17 protein-coding genes are annotated in these 18,368 nt (G+C 63.7%); 13 read left to right on the forward strand and 4 right to left on the reverse strand.

The features are described from left to right. Window position 1: 1 nt before the first annotated feature. Window positions 2-1,366, reverse strand: coding sequence for a HAMP domain-containing sensor histidine kinase (locus tag METLW3_RS0108275; RefSeq protein ID WP_024879482.1), 1,365 nt, complete (start codon window positions 1,364-1,366; stop codon window positions 2-4). Beyond that, entirely contained in the window at window positions 1,363-2,043 is a 681-nt protein-coding gene (locus METLW3_RS0108280) for a response regulator transcription factor (RefSeq protein WP_024879483.1), read from the reverse strand. Before METLW3_RS0108280 ends, METLW3_RS0108275 begins: the two co-directional genes overlap by 4 nt. 257 nt (window positions 2,044-2,300) lie before the next feature. Here METLW3_RS0108280 and METLW3_RS0108285 point away from each other — a divergent pair, with 257 nt between their 5' ends. From METLW3_RS0108285 to METLW3_RS0108330, 8 genes are all read left to right on the forward strand, one after another. After that, the gene (locus METLW3_RS0108285; protein WP_024879484.1) at window positions 2,301-4,523 is read left to right on the forward strand and encodes a TonB-dependent receptor; all 2,223 of its coding nucleotides are present in this window, start codon (window positions 2,301-2,303) and stop codon (window positions 4,521-4,523) included. Between the two features lie 9 nt (window positions 4,524-4,532). After that, on the forward strand, window positions 4,533-5,366 hold the full coding sequence (locus METLW3_RS0108290) for a DJ-1/PfpI family protein (protein ID WP_024879485.1): 834 nt from the start codon (window positions 4,533-4,535) through the stop codon (window positions 5,364-5,366). A 694-nt stretch (window positions 5,367-6,060) separates the two neighbouring features. Next, a complete protein-coding gene (locus tag METLW3_RS0108300; RefSeq protein ID WP_348625813.1) occupies window positions 6,061-6,537 on the forward strand; it encodes an RNA polymerase sigma factor in 477 nt (158 codons plus the stop codon). A 151-nt stretch (window positions 6,538-6,688) separates the two neighbouring features. Beyond that, window positions 6,689-7,618 carry a FecR domain-containing protein gene (locus tag METLW3_RS0108305; RefSeq protein ID WP_024879488.1) on the forward strand — a complete coding sequence of 310 codons (930 nt, stop codon included), beginning with the start codon at window positions 6,689-6,691 and terminating at the stop codon, window positions 7,616-7,618. 175 nt (window positions 7,619-7,793) lie between these two features. Continuing rightward, complete coding sequence (locus METLW3_RS0108310) at window positions 7,794-10,238, forward strand: TonB-dependent receptor (RefSeq protein WP_024879489.1); 2,445 nt, start codon at window positions 7,794-7,796, stop codon at window positions 10,236-10,238. Window positions 10,239-10,241: 3 nt separating this feature from the next. Further along, the gene (locus METLW3_RS0108315) at window positions 10,242-11,462 is read left to right on the forward strand and encodes a PepSY-associated TM helix domain-containing protein (protein WP_024879490.1); all 1,221 of its coding nucleotides are present in this window, start codon (window positions 10,242-10,244) and stop codon (window positions 11,460-11,462) included. 580 nt (window positions 11,463-12,042) lie between these two features. Further along, complete coding sequence (locus METLW3_RS0108325) at window positions 12,043-12,561, forward strand: arsenate reductase ArsC (RefSeq protein WP_024879492.1); 519 nt, start codon at window positions 12,043-12,045, stop codon at window positions 12,559-12,561. Window positions 12,562-12,642: 81 nt separating this feature from the next. Then, window positions 12,643-13,524, forward strand: a complete 882-nt coding sequence (locus tag METLW3_RS0108330; protein WP_024879493.1) for a helix-turn-helix domain-containing protein — start codon at window positions 12,643-12,645, stop codon at window positions 13,522-13,524. 100 nt (window positions 13,525-13,624) lie between these two features. On the opposite strand, the gene METLW3_RS27480 is transcribed toward METLW3_RS0108330, so the two are convergent. Further along, window positions 13,625-13,900 carry a hypothetical protein gene (locus METLW3_RS27480; protein ID WP_245267259.1) on the reverse strand — a complete coding sequence of 92 codons (276 nt, stop codon included), beginning with the start codon at window positions 13,898-13,900 and terminating at the stop codon, window positions 13,625-13,627. Between the two features lie 108 nt (window positions 13,901-14,008). Next, on the reverse strand, window positions 14,009-14,557 hold the full coding sequence (locus tag METLW3_RS0108340; protein WP_024879495.1) for a hypothetical protein: 549 nt from the start codon (window positions 14,555-14,557) through the stop codon (window positions 14,009-14,011). A gap of 299 nt (window positions 14,558-14,856) precedes the next feature. On the opposite strand from METLW3_RS0108340, the gene METLW3_RS0108345 reads away from it, so the two are divergent. From METLW3_RS0108345 to arsA, 5 genes are read left to right on the forward strand one after another with little or no spacing between them, the layout of a single operon-like run. Continuing rightward, window positions 14,857-15,201 carry a metalloregulator ArsR/SmtB family transcription factor gene (locus tag METLW3_RS0108345; RefSeq protein WP_024879496.1) on the forward strand — a complete coding sequence of 115 codons (345 nt, stop codon included), beginning with the start codon at window positions 14,857-14,859 and terminating at the stop codon, window positions 15,199-15,201. Further along, window positions 15,198-15,710 carry an ArsI/CadI family heavy metal resistance metalloenzyme gene (locus METLW3_RS0108350; protein ID WP_024879497.1) on the forward strand — a complete coding sequence of 171 codons (513 nt, stop codon included), beginning with the start codon at window positions 15,198-15,200 and terminating at the stop codon, window positions 15,708-15,710. Before METLW3_RS0108345 ends, METLW3_RS0108350 begins: the two co-directional genes overlap by 4 nt. Further along, the gene (arsC, locus tag METLW3_RS0108355) at window positions 15,707-16,144 is read left to right on the forward strand and encodes an arsenate reductase (glutaredoxin) (protein ID WP_024879498.1); all 438 of its coding nucleotides are present in this window, start codon (window positions 15,707-15,709) and stop codon (window positions 16,142-16,144) included. Before METLW3_RS0108350 ends, arsC begins: the two co-directional genes overlap by 4 nt. A gap of 18 nt (window positions 16,145-16,162) precedes the next feature. Continuing rightward, the gene (arsD, locus tag METLW3_RS0108360) at window positions 16,163-16,519 is read left to right on the forward strand and encodes an arsenite efflux transporter metallochaperone ArsD (RefSeq protein ID WP_024879499.1); all 357 of its coding nucleotides are present in this window, start codon (window positions 16,163-16,165) and stop codon (window positions 16,517-16,519) included. A gap of 9 nt (window positions 16,520-16,528) precedes the next feature. Beyond that, entirely contained in the window at window positions 16,529-18,298 is a 1,770-nt protein-coding gene (gene arsA, locus METLW3_RS0108365) for an arsenical pump-driving ATPase (RefSeq protein ID WP_024879500.1), read from the forward strand. Window positions 18,299-18,368: the final 70 nt, after the last annotated feature.

The following is an 18,368-nucleotide window of genomic DNA, read 5'->3' on the forward strand; positions in this document are numbered from 1 at the left end:
GTCATGACGCTCCCCGATCCGGCAGCGCGAGGCCGAATGTCGCGCCGCCGCCCGGGGTCTCGACGACGAAGACTCTGCCGCCTTGCTTTTCCGAAAGTTCCTTGACGATGGAGAGGCCGAGGCCGGCTCCGCGCGTCGTCTCGGTCCGGCGCCAGAAGGGCTCGAAGACCAGTTCCCGCTCGCTCGCCGCGACCCCTTCGCCATGGTCGGCGACCTCCAGGCTGGCGCCGGCGCGCACGCGAAGCTCGATCGTCCCGCCGACGGGTTCGGCGCGCAGGGCGTTATTGATGAGATTGGACAGCATGCATTCGAGCGCTTGCCGATTGGCGCGGACGACGACCGGCGTCGCCGGGGGATCGAAGGCGATCGCCCGGCCATTGTCGACGATCAATGGCAGATAGTCGGCGATCATATGGCGGGCGAGCGCGCCGAGATCTATGTCCTCGGCGACGAGGCTTCCACGCTCCGCTCCGCGGGCGAGAACCAGCAATTGCTCGACGATGGACTGCATGCGCCGAATGTCGCGGGCGAGATCGCCGAGAAAGCCCGGCTCGTTGGGCGCGTCGAGACGCGCGCGCAGAATCGCGATCGGCGTGAGCAGCTCATGCGCGGCATTGGCCGTGAAGCGCCGCTGCTGCTTGGCGCCGTCCTCGAGCCGCGCCAGAGCGGCGTTGAGCGCGCCGAGAAACGGCGCGATCTCCTTGGGCGCCTTGGAGCCGTCTATGCGCTGGTCGACCGATTTGAAATCGATGCTGGCGAGCTGGTCCTTCGCTTTGTAGAGCGGCGTCAGCCCGAAGCGCGTCATCAGCCAGGAGATGAGAATAGCCGACACGACGAAGGGCAGGAAAGGAATGATCTGCGTGCGATCCGCCAGCATGCGCATCACGGCGCCGAGATCGTCCCAATGCAGCGTGTAGCCATAGATCGCCACCCGATAGGGCGGCTTGGCCTCCCGCAAGACGCCGCGCGCGTCGGGATCGGGATCATTCGGAAGTCGGAAATAATTTCGGATGGCGATGATCCCGCCGCCGCTCGGCAAAACGCGCGCGAGCGCCTCCGATGAGCCGGCGAGCGCGGCGCCGTTGCGGCTGTCGATGATCGCGAAACGGAAATTGGGATTGCGGGCCTGATAGGCGCGCAGCGCCGGCGTCTCCTCTATATGGGCGGAGCCGTCGGCGTCTTTCACCAGCGCGGCGTCGACCACCTCGATGGCCCGAAACTCCGCCCAATAATTGACGGAGTCGGTCACTGCGAGCCCCATGTAAGTGGCGAGGATCGCCGTGACCGGCCAAATGAGAAAATAGGTGAGCAGCTCGATCGCAGTGATGCCGAGCACGAAGCGCGTGAGCAGGGATGGGCTTCTCATTTCTCCTTGCGCTCCGTCAGCAGATAGCCGACGTCGCGCGCCGTGTGAATCTCGACGCCGGCGTCGAGATCGAGCAGCCGGCGTCGCAGGCGCGAAACCAGCATGCTGAGCGCGGTGGCCTGCACATCGTCCGCGAAACCGTAGATTTCCGCGAGCAGCCGGTCGCGCAGCACGGCGCGTCCGGCGTTGAGCAGCAGAATGTCCAGCAGAGCGCGCTCACGCTTGTGAAACAGAACCAGCGCGCCATCGACGCTGACGTCGCGCGTATCTGGATGAAAGACGATTCTGCCGACCGCGATCGGGGTCGCCGCCTCGCCGCCCGGCCGCCGCAGGCAGGCGCGCACGCGCGCGATCAGCTCATTGGCGTCGAAGGGCTTGGTCACATAATCATCGGCGCCTGCGTCGAGCCCTTCGATCCGATCCTCGACAGCGTTGCGCGCGGTCAGCATCACGATGCGGATCGACGGCTGCGCTCGACGAATCTCGGGCAATATGGAGATCGCGTCGCCGTCCGGAAGACGACGGTCGAGCAGCACCAGCGAATATTTGTGCTGCCGCAGCGCCTCCATCGTCTCGTCGAGCGAGCCGACGCGATCGGCGACGAAGCCCGAACGCGCGAGCTTCCCCGCGACGAGCTTCGCCATCTCCGGCTCGTCCTCCACCATCAGAACCCGCATCTTTCGGCGCCGCCTCGCGTCTATCGGGAGCGCGGATTATCGTGGCCAAATGTGGCGGTGGCAAGCGGACGCGAGCGTGACTGTTGCGCCGGCGCCACAGTCCGCGAAAAGCCATGGAGGCGGCGCTCACGTTACATTCGGGTTAAGTGGGGTCCTTAGAGCGCTGCTCCGAGGGTTGGAGGCTGGCGGGCCTCGCTCCCCTGTCGGACGCTACGACATCCACGCCGTCGAGAGAGCGGCGATCAAGGAGGCCACACATGAATCGTCGTTTTTCCCTGCGATCGGTAAGCGCGCTCGCCCTCGTCGTGGCCGGCCTGCCCGGCGCCGCCGCGCAAGAGGCGCTGCCGCCCATCTCCATCGCTGCGGATGAGCGCCGCGCGGCCGCCGCAAAGACCGCCACGGATGTCGAGCAGACCACCGCCGGGCCAGTGCGCGGCTATCAGGCGCTGACCGCGCGCATCGCGCGCATGGCCACGCCGCTGAAGGAGCTGCCGCTTTCCGTCGTCGTCGTCCCGCGCAAGCTGATCGACGATCAAAACGCCATCTCGCAGTCCGAACTCTTCCAAAACATCTCCGGCCTCACGCCGCTCGATCCGCGCTTTCCCGGCGGGCTCGGCGTCAAGCTGCGCGGAATGGACGCGGAGCGCTATATCGACGGATTGCCGAATTACGGCTCGCTCGGCGAGCGCGATCTGCTCGTCAATGTCGAGCGGGTCGAGGTTTTGAAGGGTCCCGCCAATATATTGTTCCAAGGTGGGTCGAGCCCGATCGGAGGCGTCGTCAACATTGTGTCGAAGCTCCCCACACCGGATCGGTTCGCGGAAGTGGGCGTGCGCGCCGGCGGCTATCGCTTCGGCAGTCCTTATCTCGACATCAATCAGCCGCTCAATGAATCGAAAACGCTGCTGTTCCGCTTCGCCGGCCAGTTCGAGACATCGCAGTCGATTGTCGACACGATCCGCCGCCAGAGCTACACGCTCGATCCGACGCTGACCATTACCAATAACGCGGGAACCTCGCTCACGCTGCAAGGCCATATCGCGCGGCGCGAGCAGCAGGATTATCCCGGCCTGCCGGCGGTCGGGTCTGTCGATCGCTCATTCTATTCCATTCGCCGCACGGCCTTCCTCGCCAATGCCGGTCTTCCCGTTACCTCCACGGAATCGCAGTCGGTGACGGCGCGCTTCGATCACGCCTTCGACGACACATTTTCCACTTTCACCACGGCGCGCTACTCGGTCACGAAAATTCACGAGCCGTCGCAACTCCTCTTCGGCAATGAGCCGACCACGTACGACTTCGGTCCCTACGGCGTCTATGGCGGGCCGTCGCAATTCTATGTCGCGAACGACATTCTCGATCAGAAGCTGACCGAATTCTCGATCAGCTCCAATTTCGTCGCGAAATTCGACTATGGCCCGACGCGCAATCGTCTGCTCGTCGGCGGCGATTTCAATCGCGTCGTCGATCACGGAGTCATGGCGGGCAATAATGCGACAGACGCCGATCCCTTCTTCGGCTTCCCGCAGCTGATCGACTTTCGCGCGCCATATTTCCCGGCCTTTCGGTTGCCGGTCGAAGGGGCGGCGGACACGGTGGTGTTCACGAAGATCGCCAATAGCTATCAGAACGCAGGAGCGAGCGTCCAATTGCAGTCGACGATCTTCGATCGCTTGCATTTCCTCGGCGCTCTGCGCGTCGCCACGGTCGATATCCACTTCACCGAAAATGCGGTCACGCCGCCGACTCATTATGACGCGAGCGCGACGCGCGTGCTGCCGCGCGTCGGCGCGACCTATGATGTGACCGACTGGCTCTCCGTCTATGGGAGCTATTCTGAAGGCTTGCGCGGGGTCAGCTATTTCTCGGGCGCCAATAATGCGCCGCCCAAGCCCGAAGGGTCGCGACAGCTCGAAGGCGGCGTGAAGCTCGACGGTCCGTTCGGCCTTTCGGGCACGCTCGCTTATTTCGATCTCACGCGCACCAATGTGCCGACCGCCGTGTCCGGCTCCCTCACTCAGAGGCAGACCGGCGAGCAGAACTCGCATGGATTCGAGGCCGACCTCGTCTGGCAGCCGACGCCAAATCTCTCTTTCCTCGGCAGCTACGCCCATATCGACGCCAAGGTCACGAGCGATGAGAACACGCAATATATGAACGCGCGCCTCGTCGGGACGCCCAGCGACTCCGGCCGTTTCTGGGGCCATTACGCCTTCGACGGCGCGCTGCAGGGCTGGTCCTTCGGCGCCGGCTTCTACGCCGCCTCATCCTCGCGCGTCGAACTCGGCCGCACCTGGACGACGCCGGGCTACATCACATTCGACGCCGATGTCGCCTACAAGCACGAGAATTTCACCTTCTCGATCGCCGCCAAAAATCTCGGCGATCGACGCTATTACGTCCAATATCCCTATCTCTCCGGGCGCGTCGCGCCGGGGGAGGGGCGCACATTCTTCGCCACCGTTTCCGTGAAAATGTAGGAGGGGCCATTGGACACGCTCGATCGCCGCCGCTTCGGCGAAGCCTTGGCCGCATTCGCCGCGCTCGTCGCCGGCGGCGCGCTCGATGCGCGCGCGGCTCAGAAGGTCACGGCCGATCACGATATGTCGAACATGCCGGCCTCGTGGTCCGGCAATGAGAAGATCGGCTTTCTGATCTATCCGGAGTTCACCGCGCTCGACATGATCGGCCCGCATTACATGCTCACCGGGCTGATGGGCGCGACGGCTTTCGTGATCGCAAAGAGCAAGACGCCGGTCGTCAGCGATACGGGATTGACGATCACGCCGGATGCGAGCTTCGACGATGCGCCGGTCGATCTCGATATTCTCTGCGTGCCTGGCGGCGCCTCCGGCACGCTCGCCGCCATGCAGGACGAGCCGACGTTGCGCTTCATCAAAAGCCGCGGCGCGCGCGCGAAATATGTCACCTCGGTCTGCACGGGCTCGCTTCTGCTCGGCGCGGCGGGCCTGCTCGACGGCTATCGTGCGACGTCGCACTGGTCGGCGAAGCCGCTGCTGCCGATCTTCGGCGCGACGCCGACGCCCGGCCGTTTCGTGCGCGATCGCAATCGCATCACCGCGGAGGGCGTGACGGCGGGCCTCGATTTCGCCCTGGCTCTGGTCGGCGAATTGCGCGACCGCACTTACGCCGAGGGCGTGCAGCTCATCGCGCAATATGCGCCCGAGCCGCCATTCGACGCCGGCCAGCCGGAGCGGGCTCCGGCGGCGGTCAAAGCGATGATGGAGCAAATGTTCGCCGGTTTCCGGCTGTCCGCCGACAAGGTCGGCCGAGACGCTTTCGCGAAATCGAAGCGGCTCTGAGGTCTCGAAAAATCACGGCGCCTTCGGTTCGCGCGGCGAAGGACCGGGGTGGGTTCCGGCTTCGTCGGCGCCGCGGCGGTCTCTGTTGCGCTTCTGCAACAGGGAAAGGGTTTCGCTGGCTCGCCGTCCCCCGCGCTTGACACTCGCCAGCATCCGGGGGTTCCGTATGGAGAATGGATAAGTTCGCGCTCTGGCCGAAGGGAATAGCCCGCCTATTGATCGTGGGCCTCTTGGCTTGGGCTCTCGTCTTGCCCGGCATGGCGGTCGCGGCTTTGTCCGCTGTCGAACCGGGGGTCGTCGCCGCAGAGGCCGGCCATTGCGCCACGTCCGGCGGCGCCGATGGCCATCGCCATTCCCCTGGACCGCATTTTTCTTGCTCCTGCTGCATTCCGTGCCGGGCCGGCCAGATCGATGGTCCGACGGGTTTTCTCTCGGTCCTCCCAGCCGGCGCCGTTCTCTCATTCCGGGCCGCCGAGATCGTTCTGGGCGACGAGTCTCGGATGGTGGAGCCATCATCGCCGGCCGGCTGGATCAGCTCGTGGTCGCAGCGCGCCCCGCCGCGCTTTTTCTCGATCCCATTGCCGCCAGCCCTAGAGGCGTAGCGATCTCCCTGCCGGGACCGCCGCTCGGGCTTTTTGCGATCTCGATCAGCCCTCGCCGGTGCAAAATGCTCGATTCTGCATTGCGGCGCTCCGTGGGCGAGCTTTTCAAGCGCCACGGTCGTCAGCTTCTCGTCTACCTGCGCGGCAAAGCGGGCGCGAACGACGCGCCGGACCTGTTGCAGGAGACCTTCATCCGCGCTCTGCGCCGTGGCGGGCTCGAGGCCATGCCCGATCCAGAGGCGTTTCTCCATACGATCGCGACAAACCTCGCGCGGGATCTCGCGCGGCGGCGCAATACCGAGGCGAAATATCTCGAATTCAAGGAAGAGCTGCCGGAGGCGCCCTCGGCCGAAGCCTTGCCCGGAGCGTCGAGCGAGGAGAGCGACAGATCGCGGCTTTTGATCGCGACGATCGAAACGCTTCCGCCCCGATGCCGCGAGGTCTTTGTCCTCGTCATGCAGGAAAACCTGCCGGTGAAGGAGGCCGCCGCGCGGCTCGGCATTTCCGACAGCATGGCGCGGCGGCATATCCGCCTCGCCTTTCGGCGCTGCCGCGAGGCGGCGCGCTGATTATGCTGTTACATCGCGAGGTTCCGTTTTTTCCATCCAGCGCGTTGTACTCTATAGAGGGCGCGGGCAAAGCGATCAGGAGCGGGGCCAGGCGGCGCGCTGCGGCGTCATTCCCGAAATCAATGTCCATGCCGGTCAGGCGGCGACGCGCATGAGCTTCGACAGCGACACGCCGGAAGACCCGCACGACATTGCGGTGGACTGGGTCCTTCGAAAGAAGGAAGGACCGTTGACGCGCAAGGAGCAGGCGGCGCTCGACGCTTGGCTCGCGGCCGATGCTGCGCATGCGGCGGCGTTCCGCGAGGCCGAGGGATTATCCGCCGAGTTCGCCAGGCTGAGCCTGCGCCGCCCTGCGAAGCAAGCTCCGGCGAGGCGCAGGGGCCGCCCGGTCATGGCCGGCGCCGCCGCCGCTATGGCTCTCGCCTTGTTGCTCGGCGATCTCTCCATTCCGTTTGTCGCCGACTATTCCACCGGCGCCGGCGAAACGCGTCGCGTGACGCTCGCGGACGGATCGCATGTCGAGCTCGGCGCGCGCTCGGCGATCGCGCTCCACTTCACGCCGGCGCGCCGTCGCCTCACGCTGCTGCGCGGGGAGGCATGGTTCGATGTGGCGCCGGATGCGTCGAGACCCTTCGTCGTGGAGGCCGCCGGCGGCTCGGCGACAGCGCTCGGCACGTCTTTCGACGTCGCCCTCGACGAGAATGGCGCGCGCGTGACGGTCACGGAGCACAGCGTTTCCGTGGCCAGCGGCGGCGCGGAGGTCGTCGCTCGGGAAGGGCAGGCGACGAGCTTCCTGCGCGGCTCTTCCGCGAGCGCGCCGGCCGCCGCGAATGTGGCGAAGCTCACCGCCTGGCGGCGCGGCAGGCTGATCGTCGAGGACGAGGCGCTCGGCGATGTGCTCGCCATGCTCGGCCGCTATCGTCATGGCGTCGTCTATTGTCTGCGCCGCGAGATTTGCGCGCGCCGCGTGACCGGCGTCTATCGCACGGATGATCCGACGCAGGCCCTCGCCGATATCGAAACCGCGCTCGGCCTCTCGGCCTATCGCTTGTCGAATTATCTGATCCTGCTCCACGAGTGACGTCCTTCGCCGAAATTCCACCCGCCCGGAAAAAAGTTCGAGGCTTTTTTTTTCGGCATGGTTCCGAGGCGCAGATCGACCACGTTGAATCCAATGAGGGGGCATTTTCGCGCCCTCGATGAATTCAAAAGGCGGCGCAATGGCGAGGACGAAGGCCCCGAAGGGGAAGAGCGACATGGGTTCGGCAATCGCGGCGGCGACAGTCGGCTTTTTGATGGCGGGCTCAGGATCGACCTCCCGTCCGGCCGAGGCCGCCATCGCTCCGCAGGAGCGGACCGGCGCCGTCAAATTCTACCGCATCGACCAAATCCCGCTCACGGAAGCGCTCACCGCCTTCGCGGATCAGAACGATCTTCGGCTCTCCTATGACGCGCGGCTGACGCGCGGCGTGCGAACGCGCGGATTGTCCGGCCAATTCACCACGCAGGACGCCTTGCGCGCTCTGCTGGAGGGAACCACGCTCACTTACAGATTCGCCGATAACGGCCGCTCGGTGCTGATCACTCTGGCGCAGGCGGACAATGGCGTGCGCAATGACGCCGGGGCCGAGTCGCTGCCGCCGATCGATGTGGGGGCGGAGACGCGCGGCGTCGTGGGTGGCGCGGGAGGCGCTGCTGGCCAGAATGCCTATCGGCTCCCCAACGCCAGCTCCGCCACCAAGACCGACACGCCGATCATGGAGACGCCCGCCAGCGTTCATGTGGTTCCGCAGGCGGTGCTGCAGGACCAGCAGGTCGTGAGGATCGAGAAGGCGCTGCAGAACGTTTCAGGCGTCATTCAGATTCCGTGGAATCAGGGCCAATCGGACGCCTTTCTCATTCGCGGCTTCTCGAACGGCACGATCTATCGCGATGGTTTCCTGATTCCGGACGTGCTCGGCGGCGGCTCCAGCAAGCGCGACACGGCGAATCTGGAGCGCGTCGAAGTGCTGAAGGGGCCCGGCTCCATCCTCTACGGACGTTCGGAGCCCGGCGGCATCGTCAATGTCGTCACCAAGCAGCCGTTGGAAGAGCGCCGCTATGCGATCCAGCAGCAGATCGGCTCGTTCGACTTCTATCGCACGACTCTCGACGCCACCGGGCCGATCAGCTCGGACAAATCTGTGCTCTACCGAATCAACGTCGCCTATGAGAACGCCGGCTCGTTCCGAGATTTTCTGCACAACGACCGCATTTTCATCGCGCCTGTGGTGCGATGGAACATCGACAACCACACACAGCTGACGGCCGAGTTCGAATATTCCCACTTCAACGACACCGCCGACCCCGGCATTCCGCCTATCGGCAATCGCACGGCTCCTGTTCCGCGCACGCGTTATGTGGCGGAGCCCAATTCGAACCGATCGACGGGCGATCGCTATCTCTTCGGCTTCAATTGGTCTCGTGATCTCGACGAGAATTGGACATTTCGTCATCGGTTCATTGGCGAGCTCTGGCGGTTCGGAGAAAACAACAGCCTCTTCTTCGATAAAGCAAACGCCACCGGAACGCTCGATCGCTTCTTCAACGTCTCCTTGCCGGGCGGTCGTTCCGATCGTTACTACACGACGGCCAATCTCGCCGGAAAGTTCGAGACATTCGGCGTCAAGCACAATGTCTTGTTCGGATACGACTACTTCCATATCGACGATAGTCTGAGAACGATCTGTTGCCAGGCGGCTCCCGCCTTCAACATTTTCTCGCCTAGCTATCTGCCGAACAGGTTTCCGCTCGATCCAGCGCTCCTGTCGAGGATCAGCTTCACGCAGTCCTGGCAAGGGTATTATTTTCAGGATCAGATGCAGCTGCCTTACGACATCTTCCTGCTCGGCGGGTTTCGCTACGACGACGCGACCGGCATGAACAATGTCTCGCAGCTCGTTTCGACGCGGGACAATCGCATCAGCCCCCGAGCGGGGGTCTTGTGGCGTCCCATGCAATGGCTTTCGATCTATGGAAGCTACACCGAGAATTTCGGCGTTTCCAACAGCCTCTACAGGGGCGCGACCGGCAACATGATTCCCGCGCAGACCGCGCGGCAATGGGAGGGCGGCGTCAAGATAGAGCTCTTCGACGGACGGCTGTCCGCGACGGCCTCCTATTTTGATTTGACGAAGAATAATATCGGCGTTCCCGACCCCACAAATCCGACGCTCTCGCGCACGATCGGCGAGGCGGAGAGCCGTGGTTTGGAATTCGACCTCTCTGGCGAAGTGCTGCCCGGCTGGCGCATCATCGCCACCTACGCTTATCTCGGCTATGCGAAGATCAACAAAGACGTCGGCTGGGACGGCGGCGCCGGCAACACGGGCAAGCGTCTGTTCCTCGCCCCGCGTAATTCTGGGAGCCTATGGAGCACCTATGAGTTCCAGGGCGATCTCGCGGGATTGAAGCTCGGCGGCGGAGTAGTGGCGCTGGACGATCGTTACGGCGACACGATCAACAGCTATGTTCTGCCGAGCTATGCGATCTTCAATTTGATGGGGAGCTACAGCTTCGAGGTCGCGGGTCGGAAGCTCACCGCGCAGCTCAATATCGACAATCTGTTCGATCGGACCTATTGGGCCGGCTCCAACAGTTGGACTTTCGCCATGCCCGGCGCGCCGCGCACCTTCCTCGGGTCGCTCAAAGTCGAGTTCTAAAAGATGCGGCGTTCCTTCTGGGTTATCGTACATCGCTGGGTCGGCTTGACGATGGCCGGGTTTCTGATCCTGGTCGGCCTCACCGGCGCGCTGCTCGCCTTTCTGCCGGAGCTGAACCAATGGCTATCGCCGCGGCTCTTCCCCGGCGCGCGAGCGGGCGTCGCGCGCGACGCCGGCGCGCTGGCGCTGCGGGCCGAGGCGCTGGTCCCGGAGGCGCAAGTCCAATCCGTCTTCTTCAACGGAATGGGCTCGGCGACCATTCGCATGGAGGCGCGCCCTGGCGCGTCTCCGCTCGACTTCAATCAGCTCTTCCTCGACGAAGGCTCCGGCGAGGAGCTGGGCCGCCGCTCGACTAAGGGGCTGCCCGACGGAACGAGCACGATCCTGCCCTTCGTCTATCGTCTGCATTATGCGCTGGCGCTCGGCGAATTCGGCGGCTGGATTCTCGGCCTCGTCGCGCTCGCCTGGACGATCGATTGCTTCGTCGGCTTCTACCTGACTTTGCCGCCGCAGGGCGGGGCGCACAAGCGCGGCTTTCTCCAGCGCTGGAGACCGTCCTGGCTCGTGAAATCCGGCGCGTCCTTCTATCGCGTCAATTTCGATCTGCATCGCGCCGGCGGCCTGTGGCTGTGGGCGGCGCTGCTCGTCTTCGCCTGGTCCAGCGTGTTCATGAATTTGAACGGCCTTTATATGAGCGTGACGGAGCTGCTGCTCGATTTCGAGCGGCCGATCTGGGCGCAGCCCGCGCCGCCATCCGCTTCCGATGGTCGCGAACCGCTGGGGTGGCGGGAGGCGCAGGCGATCGGCGCGCGGCTGATGGACGAGCAGGCGAAAGCGAAAGGCTTCACGGTCGACAGGCAGGTTGCGCTCGCTCTGGAGCGTGAGGAGGGACGCTATCGCTACAGCGCGCACAGCAGCCTCGACATCGGCGAGAAATATGGGAGCACTTCGGTCTATTTCGACGCTCATGGCGGCGAGCTATCGAGCTTTGCTCCGCCCTCGGGCGCGCGCACGGGCAATACGCTGACCGCATGGCTGATGGAGCTGCACATGGCGAATGTGTTCGGCCTTCCATATCGCATCTTCGTCTGCGCGCTCGGCCTCGCTATCGCCATGCTTTCGGTCACAGGCGTCTATATCTGGTGGAAGAAAAGGAAAGCGCGCGGATTCCGCAAGCACGGCGCTGCGACCAGCGCGTCGCCGGAGCCGACGACCGCCGAGTAGGCGCGGCGTTCGAAGCCATCTGCTCGAGGCCATGCCGGCGCCGGCTTCGAATGGTCTGCGTCCGAACGAGCGCGAGCCGCGAGCGTCCGCGATATGACGAGCGCGAGAGGCGCCCATGTCCCGCCCGGTGAGCGCCGTCGCCATGAGGTCGGGAAATTGCGTCTACGACCGTGTCGAGCTCGGGGGTCGGCGGCGTCTTTTCCGACAGCACGGCGATGAGCGGGTCCTGCTGCTCCTCGAGGCGAAGGATGCTTCCGTCCTCCATGGCGCGGGTCAGCGTAGCGGATGCGATTCTCATACGTGCGGGCGGCGCATTGGATGAGCCGCTTCGGCGCGCGATCCGTCGCCAGCGTCGCGGATGGGGTGAGCGACAGCGCGGAGCTGGCCGTCTTCTTCAGCTTGTCGAAAAGCTGCAGGTTGTCGCGACGCTCGCACTTCTTCCGGGATGCGGCGAAGAGCAGGGGCGCGGCGTCAAAATCGGGATCGAGGCTCCATCTCGCGCTTTGCAGAAAAGGCGAGGAGCGATATATCAATATGTCGAGAGGTCCAGACATAACGGCAATAGCCGGGAGGGAGCCCAATGACGGAAGACAAAGTCTATAATGTTCTTTTTCTCTGCACCGGCAATTCCGCGCGCTCGATCATCGCCGAGGCGATCCTCAATCGCGTGGGCGCAGGTCGATTCAAAGCCTATAGCGCGGGCTCCCGCCCAAAAGGCGAGGTCAATCCGTATACGGTGGCCGTATTGGAGAAGTCCGGGTTCAAGGCGGACGGCTATCGCTCGAAGAGCTGGAGCGAATTCGCCGAGCCCGGCGCTCCGCCGCTCGATTTCGTCTTCACCGTCTGCGACGACGCTGCGAAAGAAGAGTGTCCCTATTGGCCAGGCCAGCCGATGACGGCGCATTGGGGCTTGCCCGACCCCGCCGCTGTCGAAGGGACCGAGGTCGAAAAGCATCTGGCCTTCGCCGACGCATTCCGCATGCTCAATAACCGTATCTCGATCTTCGCTTCCTTGCCGATGAAGGGTCTGGACAAGCTCTCCTTGCAGAGGCGGCTCGAGGAGATCGGCAAGGCGAAGCCCGTCGACGGCGCCGCCTGAGCGCCGCCATTGGCGCATTTCGTCGAGACATAGCGAAATATCGACGAATGGGCTATCTTCCGCGAAGGGCGGAGGAAGAAAATGGCGGAAGATCGGCTCACCGCGGAGGAGATCGTCGGCATTTTCGAGGCCTTGGCGCAGACGACTCGGCTCGAGGCCTATCGTCTGCTGCTGCGCTATCTTCCCTATGGGCTGCCGGCGGGCGACATCGCCCGCCTGCTGGCCGTGCCGCACAATACGCTCTCGACCCATATCGCCCATCTCGAACGCGCGGGCCTCGTCCTTGGACGACGCGAGGGGCGCTCGGTGATCTACGCCGCCAATTCCGGCAAATTGGGCCATGTGCTCACGACGATGCTGGCCGATCTCGGCGCGTCGCTGGATGATCTCACGCTCTCCGCGCCCGCCTTTCCGCAGAAGCGTCCGAAATCGGCGAGCAGGCGGGCGCGCAATGTTTTGTTTCTCTGCTCCGGCAACGCCGCGCGCTCAATTCTGGCGGAGGCGATCCTGAACCGTGAGGGCGGCGACCGCTTCCGCGGCTTTTCCGCGGGTAGTCGGCCCGCCGAGCGGCCCGATCCGATCGGCGTCGAATTGCTGTCGTCGCTCGGCTATGACACACGGGCGTTTCGTTCCAAGAGCTGGAAGGAATTCACGAGGCCCGACGCGCCTCGCATGGATTTCGTCATCACCCTCTGCGACGACATATGCGAGCAGCCCTGCGGCCCCTGGCCGCGCAACGCGCTGCTGGCGCATTGGGGCGTCGCCGACCCGGCGATAGTGAAGGGCGATGACGCGCAGAAGCGCGCCGCCTTCATGGAAGGCTATCGCCGCCTCGGCGCGCGGCTGACCGCCTTCGTTAATCTGCCGTTCGAAACGCTGGACCGGGCGGCGCTGAAGAGCCGTCTCGCCGATATTGCGACGATGGAGGGGGCGACGGAGCTGGCGGTGACGAGCGCGGCGTGACCGGAGGGAGGTTGCCTCGGTAATGGGCGAGTTCGAGATTCCGCATCCGACCCAGCGGAGACCTTCGTGCACCGTTCGATATTGGCGGCTTGTGGGAATTCTAGCGCGCTGGTTTGATCGTTTTTGGCTTTTCAAATCGAGCTTTGAAATTGTCAATGGCCTCTTCGAAACGTTCGAACCCCTCTCGGCGCATTTGCGCGGCAAAGCTGTTGGCTCGCTCGGTCCCGACAATCGCGGACCAAAAATAATGGATCATTCCAGCAGAATCGCGCTGGCTCATGCGGGTGATTGTTAGCCGCACCCCCTGCTTAAGCCGTTCTGATGCAGCGGGAGATGACAGTATTGGTTGAAAGACGCGCTCTTGCAGGAAATCCATAATTTCTGCCTCTTTCGAACCACGATTCATAGTAACCTCACATGATTGCTTTGATTTTAAGGGATGAAGCGGGCGCGCCCATCTATTTATAACGTCGCAGTTTAATATTCACTTCCAATTCAGAACGAACTTCCCGGATTTGCCAGGCATCGCCGCCTTCGGGTTGTCCTGCCAGCTAAACTCGACCTCAATAGACGCCTTGATCGCCTCAGCGACAAGGTAAGTAGCTTTCCAAGCCTTATTTGCCTCGGTTGCCTGCACGGATATTCCAACTTGGGGAAGATAGTTATATCCATCCTCTTCTTTCTTACCGAGAACTGTGTTGCAGATCACCAACTCCTTCACTTCGTCCCCCGACAGCGTCTTTTTGGCTTCATTTATCACAGCACGTAGCAGGTTATTCCAGTATGTATCCGCAGGGGGAAGGCGCTTCCCATTCAAAATGACTGAATGCACCGTAGTGAAAGAAAGATTGGGCGCAGATGCTGGGTTCAATGGGCGTTTTGCCAATGGCATATCGCCGTCCCCACCGCTGGTTTGGGCCTGCAGGGCATCCAGCGCCTTGGTCAAGACCGTTTCGAAGGTGTCCACTAACGGTGTCGCAAAGCTCTGCACACGAGCGAAGAGGTCTTCGGAGATATCGATTTTTGGCATCATCAACTCCCGCGGCGCTATACGTCGTGTACGGCGCAAATCGCTATGACGTGACGTAAACCATATACCGCATATAACGTTATAGCAATCACCTAAGCGACGGTGGCTCACAATTTTATCCGTGCCCAGACGCCTGCGCGAAAAATCCGCAGTAGCTACACGAACGCCCGCGAAAGTTGCCAAAGCGGAGCGTCAACTGATCCAGACGGTGTACCCGCCAAAGATCGCTCGGGCTCGCCGCTGAAAAGTGAAACCCTCCCTCTACGCCTTGACTACCAAAACAGTTCAAATATATTGGAACTATGGAAAAGACATCCGCCATCGCGGCCCTCGTCGCGCTCGCTCACGAGTCCCGCCTCGATATTTTCCGGCTGCTGATGCAAGCGGGGCCCAAGGGGCTTCCCGCTGGAAAAATCAGCGAGCGGCTGGGGCTTCCTTCGACCACTCTGTCTTTCCACCTCAATCAGCTCAAGCACGCCGATCTCGTGACCTTCCGTCGGGACGGCCGCTCCTTGATCTATTCGGCCGCCTATCCCGTCATGAATGCGCTGCTCGCCTATCTGACGGAGAATTGCTGCAAGGGCGACGCCGCCGCTTGCTGCGTCACGGAAGCCGATACGACCTGCCAGACCGAGAGGGTTCCATGAAGCGCCTGCATCTGCATGTGTCCGTCGAAGACCTGCCGCGATCCATCCACTTCTACAGCGCGCTGTTCGGCGCTGCGCCGACGGTCGCAAAGCCCGATTACGCCAAATGGATGCTGGACGATCCGCGCGTGAATTTCGCCATTTCCGCGCGAGGCGGGTCGAGCCTCGGATTGGAGCATCTCGGCATTCAGGTCGAAACCACGGATGAGCTGCAAGACGTCTATGGACGCCTGAAGCAGGCCGGCGGGCGCATCTATGAAGAGGGCGCGACCACCTGCTGCTATGCGCAGTCGGAAAAATCCTGGATCGCCGATCCGCAAGGGCTGATGTGGGAGACCTTTCTCACGACGGGCGAGAGCGCGGTCTATGGCGGCGAGCCGGCGTTGGATGCGCTGAAGGGCGAGGCGAACGCCTGCTGCGCGCCGACGACGCCGCAGGGCGAATGCTGTCCGCCGAAGCCGGAGCTTCCCGCAAAGGCGCCGTGCTGCGGCGCGAAGGAGCCCGCATGAGCGCGTCCGACGTGATTATCTATCACAACCCCGATTGCGGAACCTCGCGCAACACGCTCGGCCTCATCCGCAACGCCGGCATAGAGCCGCATGTGATCGAATATTTGAAGTCGCCGCCGACGCGCGCGCTGCTCGAGCAGCTCATCGCGCGAATGGAGATATCGACGCGGGCGCTGCTGCGGGAAAAGGGCACGCCCTATCACGAGCTCGGCCTCGGCGATCCGACGCTGAACGACGAGGCGCTGCTCGATGCGATGATGGCGCATCCGATCCTCATCAATCGGCCGATCGTCGTCACCTCCATGGGCGTGAAGCTGTGCCGTCCGTCGGAGGCGGTGCTGGACATTCTGCCGCTGCCGCAGCGCGGCGCGTTTTACAAGGAGGACGGCGAACTCATCGTCGATTCCGCCGGCCGGCGCGTGGCGACGGCATAGCAATCGAGGGAGACGGATATGACGGCAATCGAAATCTATGACCCGGCGCTCTGCTGCAGCACGGGCGTCTGCGGAACCGAGGTCGATCAGGCGCTGGTGAGCTTTGCCGCCGATGTCGATTGGGCGAAGCAGAACGGCGCCCGCATCGAGCGATTTAATCTGGCGCAGCAGCCGCTCGCCTTCGCCGAGAATGCGATCGTCAAAGCCTTTCTGGAGCGTTCTGGGCAGGAGGCGCTGCCTCTGGTGCTCGTTGCGGGCGAGGTCGCTCTCGCCGGGCGCTATCCGAGCCGCAGCGAGCTGGCCCGCTGGGCCGGGCTCGTCGAGACCGCGACGGAGGCGAAGCCGAGCGGATGCTGCGGCGGCGGCAGTTGCTGAAGGCCCGTGATGAAATTCCTAGAGCAGCCGCCGCGCTTCCTGTTCTTCACCGGCAAAGGCGGCGTCGGCAAAACGTCGATCGCCTGCGCGACGGCGATCGCGCTCGCCGAGGCCGGGCGCCGCGTGCTGCTGGTCAGCACCGATCCGGCGTCCAATGTGGCGCAAGTATTCGGCACGATCATCGGCAATCGGATGACCGACATTCCCGGCGCGCCGGGCCTGTCGGCGCTGGAGATCGACCCGCAGGCCGCCGCGCAGGCCTATCGCGATCGTATCGTCGGCCCGGTGCGCGGCCTGCTTCCGGACGCGGTGGTGAAAGGGATAGAGGAGCAACTGTCGGGCGCCTGCACGACGGAGATCGCCGCCTTCGATGAGTTCACCGCGCTGCTGGTCGATTCCGCGCTCACCGCGAATTACGATCACATCGTTTTCGACACGGCGCCGACGGGGCATACGATCCGTTTGCTGCAATTGCCCGGCGCTTGGAGCGGCTTCCTCGAATCCGGCAAGGGCGACGCCTCTTGCCTCGGGCCGTTGGCGGGGTTGGACAAGCAACGCGCGCAATATGGCCGCGCCGTCGAGGCCTTGGCCGACGCCGCGCGCACGCGCCTCATGCTCGTCGCTCGCGCGCAGCGCTCCGCGCTGACCGAAGTCGCCCGCACGCATAAAGAGCTGGCGGCGATCGGCATCGCTCAGCAATATCTCGTCATCAACGGCTTGCTGCCGGAAGAGGAGGCGAAGCAGGATGCGCTCGCCGCCGCCATCTATGAGCGCGAGCAGGCGGCGTTGCGCGCGCTGCCCGCCGAGCTCGCCTCTTTGCCCTGTGATCGCGTCGCGCTCAGGCCGTTCAATCTCGTCGGCTTGGACGCCTTGCGGCAATTGCTCGTCGCAGCGCCGTCGCCGGCGAACGCGAGCGATGACGAGCCGATCGCGCTCGACGCGCCCAGCCTGTCGGAGCTGGTCGACGCAATAGCGGCGGACGGTCACGGCCTCGTGATGCTGATGGGCAAGGGCGGCGTCGGCAAGACGACTCTGGCGGCCGCCGTCGCCGTGGAGCTCGCGCGCCGCGGCCTGCGCGTGCATCTCACCACCTCCGATCCGGCTGCGCATCTTGCGGAAACGCTCCATGGATCATTGGAGCATTTGAAAGTGAGCCGTATCGATCCGCATGCGGAAACGGAGCGCTATCGTCGCGAGATCCTCGCCGCCAAGGGCGCCAAGCTGGACGCCGCGGGCCGCGCGATGCTGGAAGAAGATTTGCGCTCGCCCTGCACCGAGGAAATCGCCGTGTTTCAGGCCTTCTCGCGCATCATCCGCGAGGCGGGCGAGAGTTTCGTGGTGATGGACACGGCGCCGACCGGCCATACACTGCTGCTGCTCGACGCGACCGGCGCCTATCATCGCGAGGTCGCGCGCCAATTGGACGCCAAAGGCGCGCATTACACGACGCCGATGATGCAATTGCAGGATCCGAAACAGACCAAGGTTCTGCTGGCGACGCTCGCCGAGACGACTCCCGTTCTGGAGGCGGCCGGCCTTCAGGCCGATCTGCGGCGCGCCGGAATCGAGCCTTGGGCGTGGATCATCAACAATAGCGTGGCCGCCGCGCGCCCGCATTCGCCGCTGCTCCGTCAGCGCGCGCGCAATGAGATACGCGAGATCGACGCCGTCGCCGCCACGCATGCGCGACGCTATGCGATCGTCCCGCTGCTGAAGGAAGAGCCGGTCGGCGTTTCTCGTCTTCAGGAGCTGGCGGGCCACGCTGTCGAAGCCGACTGATATTCTACCGAAAGGAAGTCCGATGGAACTGCGCGCAACTCCGGCCGCCACGGAGCCGAATCGAAGCACC

Source organism: Methylosinus sp. LW3, from assembly GCF_000527115.1.
Lineage (GTDB): Bacteria > Pseudomonadota > Alphaproteobacteria > Rhizobiales > Beijerinckiaceae > Methylosinus.

Bases quoted from the DNA above. Each gene is read 5' to 3' on its own strand.
- METLW3_RS0108330 (WP_024879493.1), top strand. From the start codon at position 12,643: ATGGCGGAAGATCGGCTCACCGCGGAGGAGATCGTCGGCATTTTCGAG.
- METLW3_RS0108340 (WP_024879495.1), bottom strand. From the start codon at position 14,557: ATGATGCCAAAAATCGATATCTCCGAAGACCTCTTCGCTCGTGTGCAG.
- arsA (WP_024879500.1), top strand. From the start codon at position 16,529: ATGAAATTCCTAGAGCAGCCGCCGCGCTTCCTGTTCTTCACCGGCAAA.
- METLW3_RS0108310 (WP_024879489.1), top strand. From the start codon at position 7,794: ATGGGTTCGGCAATCGCGGCGGCGACAGTCGGCTTTTTGATGGCGGGC.
- arsD (WP_024879499.1), top strand. From the start codon at position 16,163: ATGACGGCAATCGAAATCTATGACCCGGCGCTCTGCTGCAGCACGGGC.
- METLW3_RS0108275 (WP_024879482.1), bottom strand. From the start codon at position 1,366: ATGAGAAGCCCATCCCTGCTCACGCGCTTCGTGCTCGGCATCACTGCG.
- METLW3_RS0108315 (WP_024879490.1), top strand. From the start codon at position 10,242: ATGCGGCGTTCCTTCTGGGTTATCGTACATCGCTGGGTCGGCTTGACG.
- METLW3_RS0108285 (WP_024879484.1), top strand. From the start codon at position 2,301: ATGAATCGTCGTTTTTCCCTGCGATCGGTAAGCGCGCTCGCCCTCGTC.
- METLW3_RS0108350 (WP_024879497.1), top strand. From the start codon at position 15,198: ATGAAGCGCCTGCATCTGCATGTGTCCGTCGAAGACCTGCCGCGATCC.
- METLW3_RS0108345 (WP_024879496.1), top strand. From the start codon at position 14,857: ATGGAAAAGACATCCGCCATCGCGGCCCTCGTCGCGCTCGCTCACGAG.
- METLW3_RS0108305 (WP_024879488.1), top strand. From the start codon at position 6,689: ATGAGCTTCGACAGCGACACGCCGGAAGACCCGCACGACATTGCGGTG.
- arsC (WP_024879498.1), top strand. From the start codon at position 15,707: ATGAGCGCGTCCGACGTGATTATCTATCACAACCCCGATTGCGGAACC.
- METLW3_RS27480 (WP_245267259.1), bottom strand. From the start codon at position 13,900: ATGGATTTCCTGCAAGAGCGCGTCTTTCAACCAATACTGTCATCTCCC.
- METLW3_RS0108280 (WP_024879483.1), bottom strand. From the start codon at position 2,043: ATGCGGGTTCTGATGGTGGAGGACGAGCCGGAGATGGCGAAGCTCGTC.
- METLW3_RS0108325 (WP_024879492.1), top strand. From the start codon at position 12,043: ATGACGGAAGACAAAGTCTATAATGTTCTTTTTCTCTGCACCGGCAAT.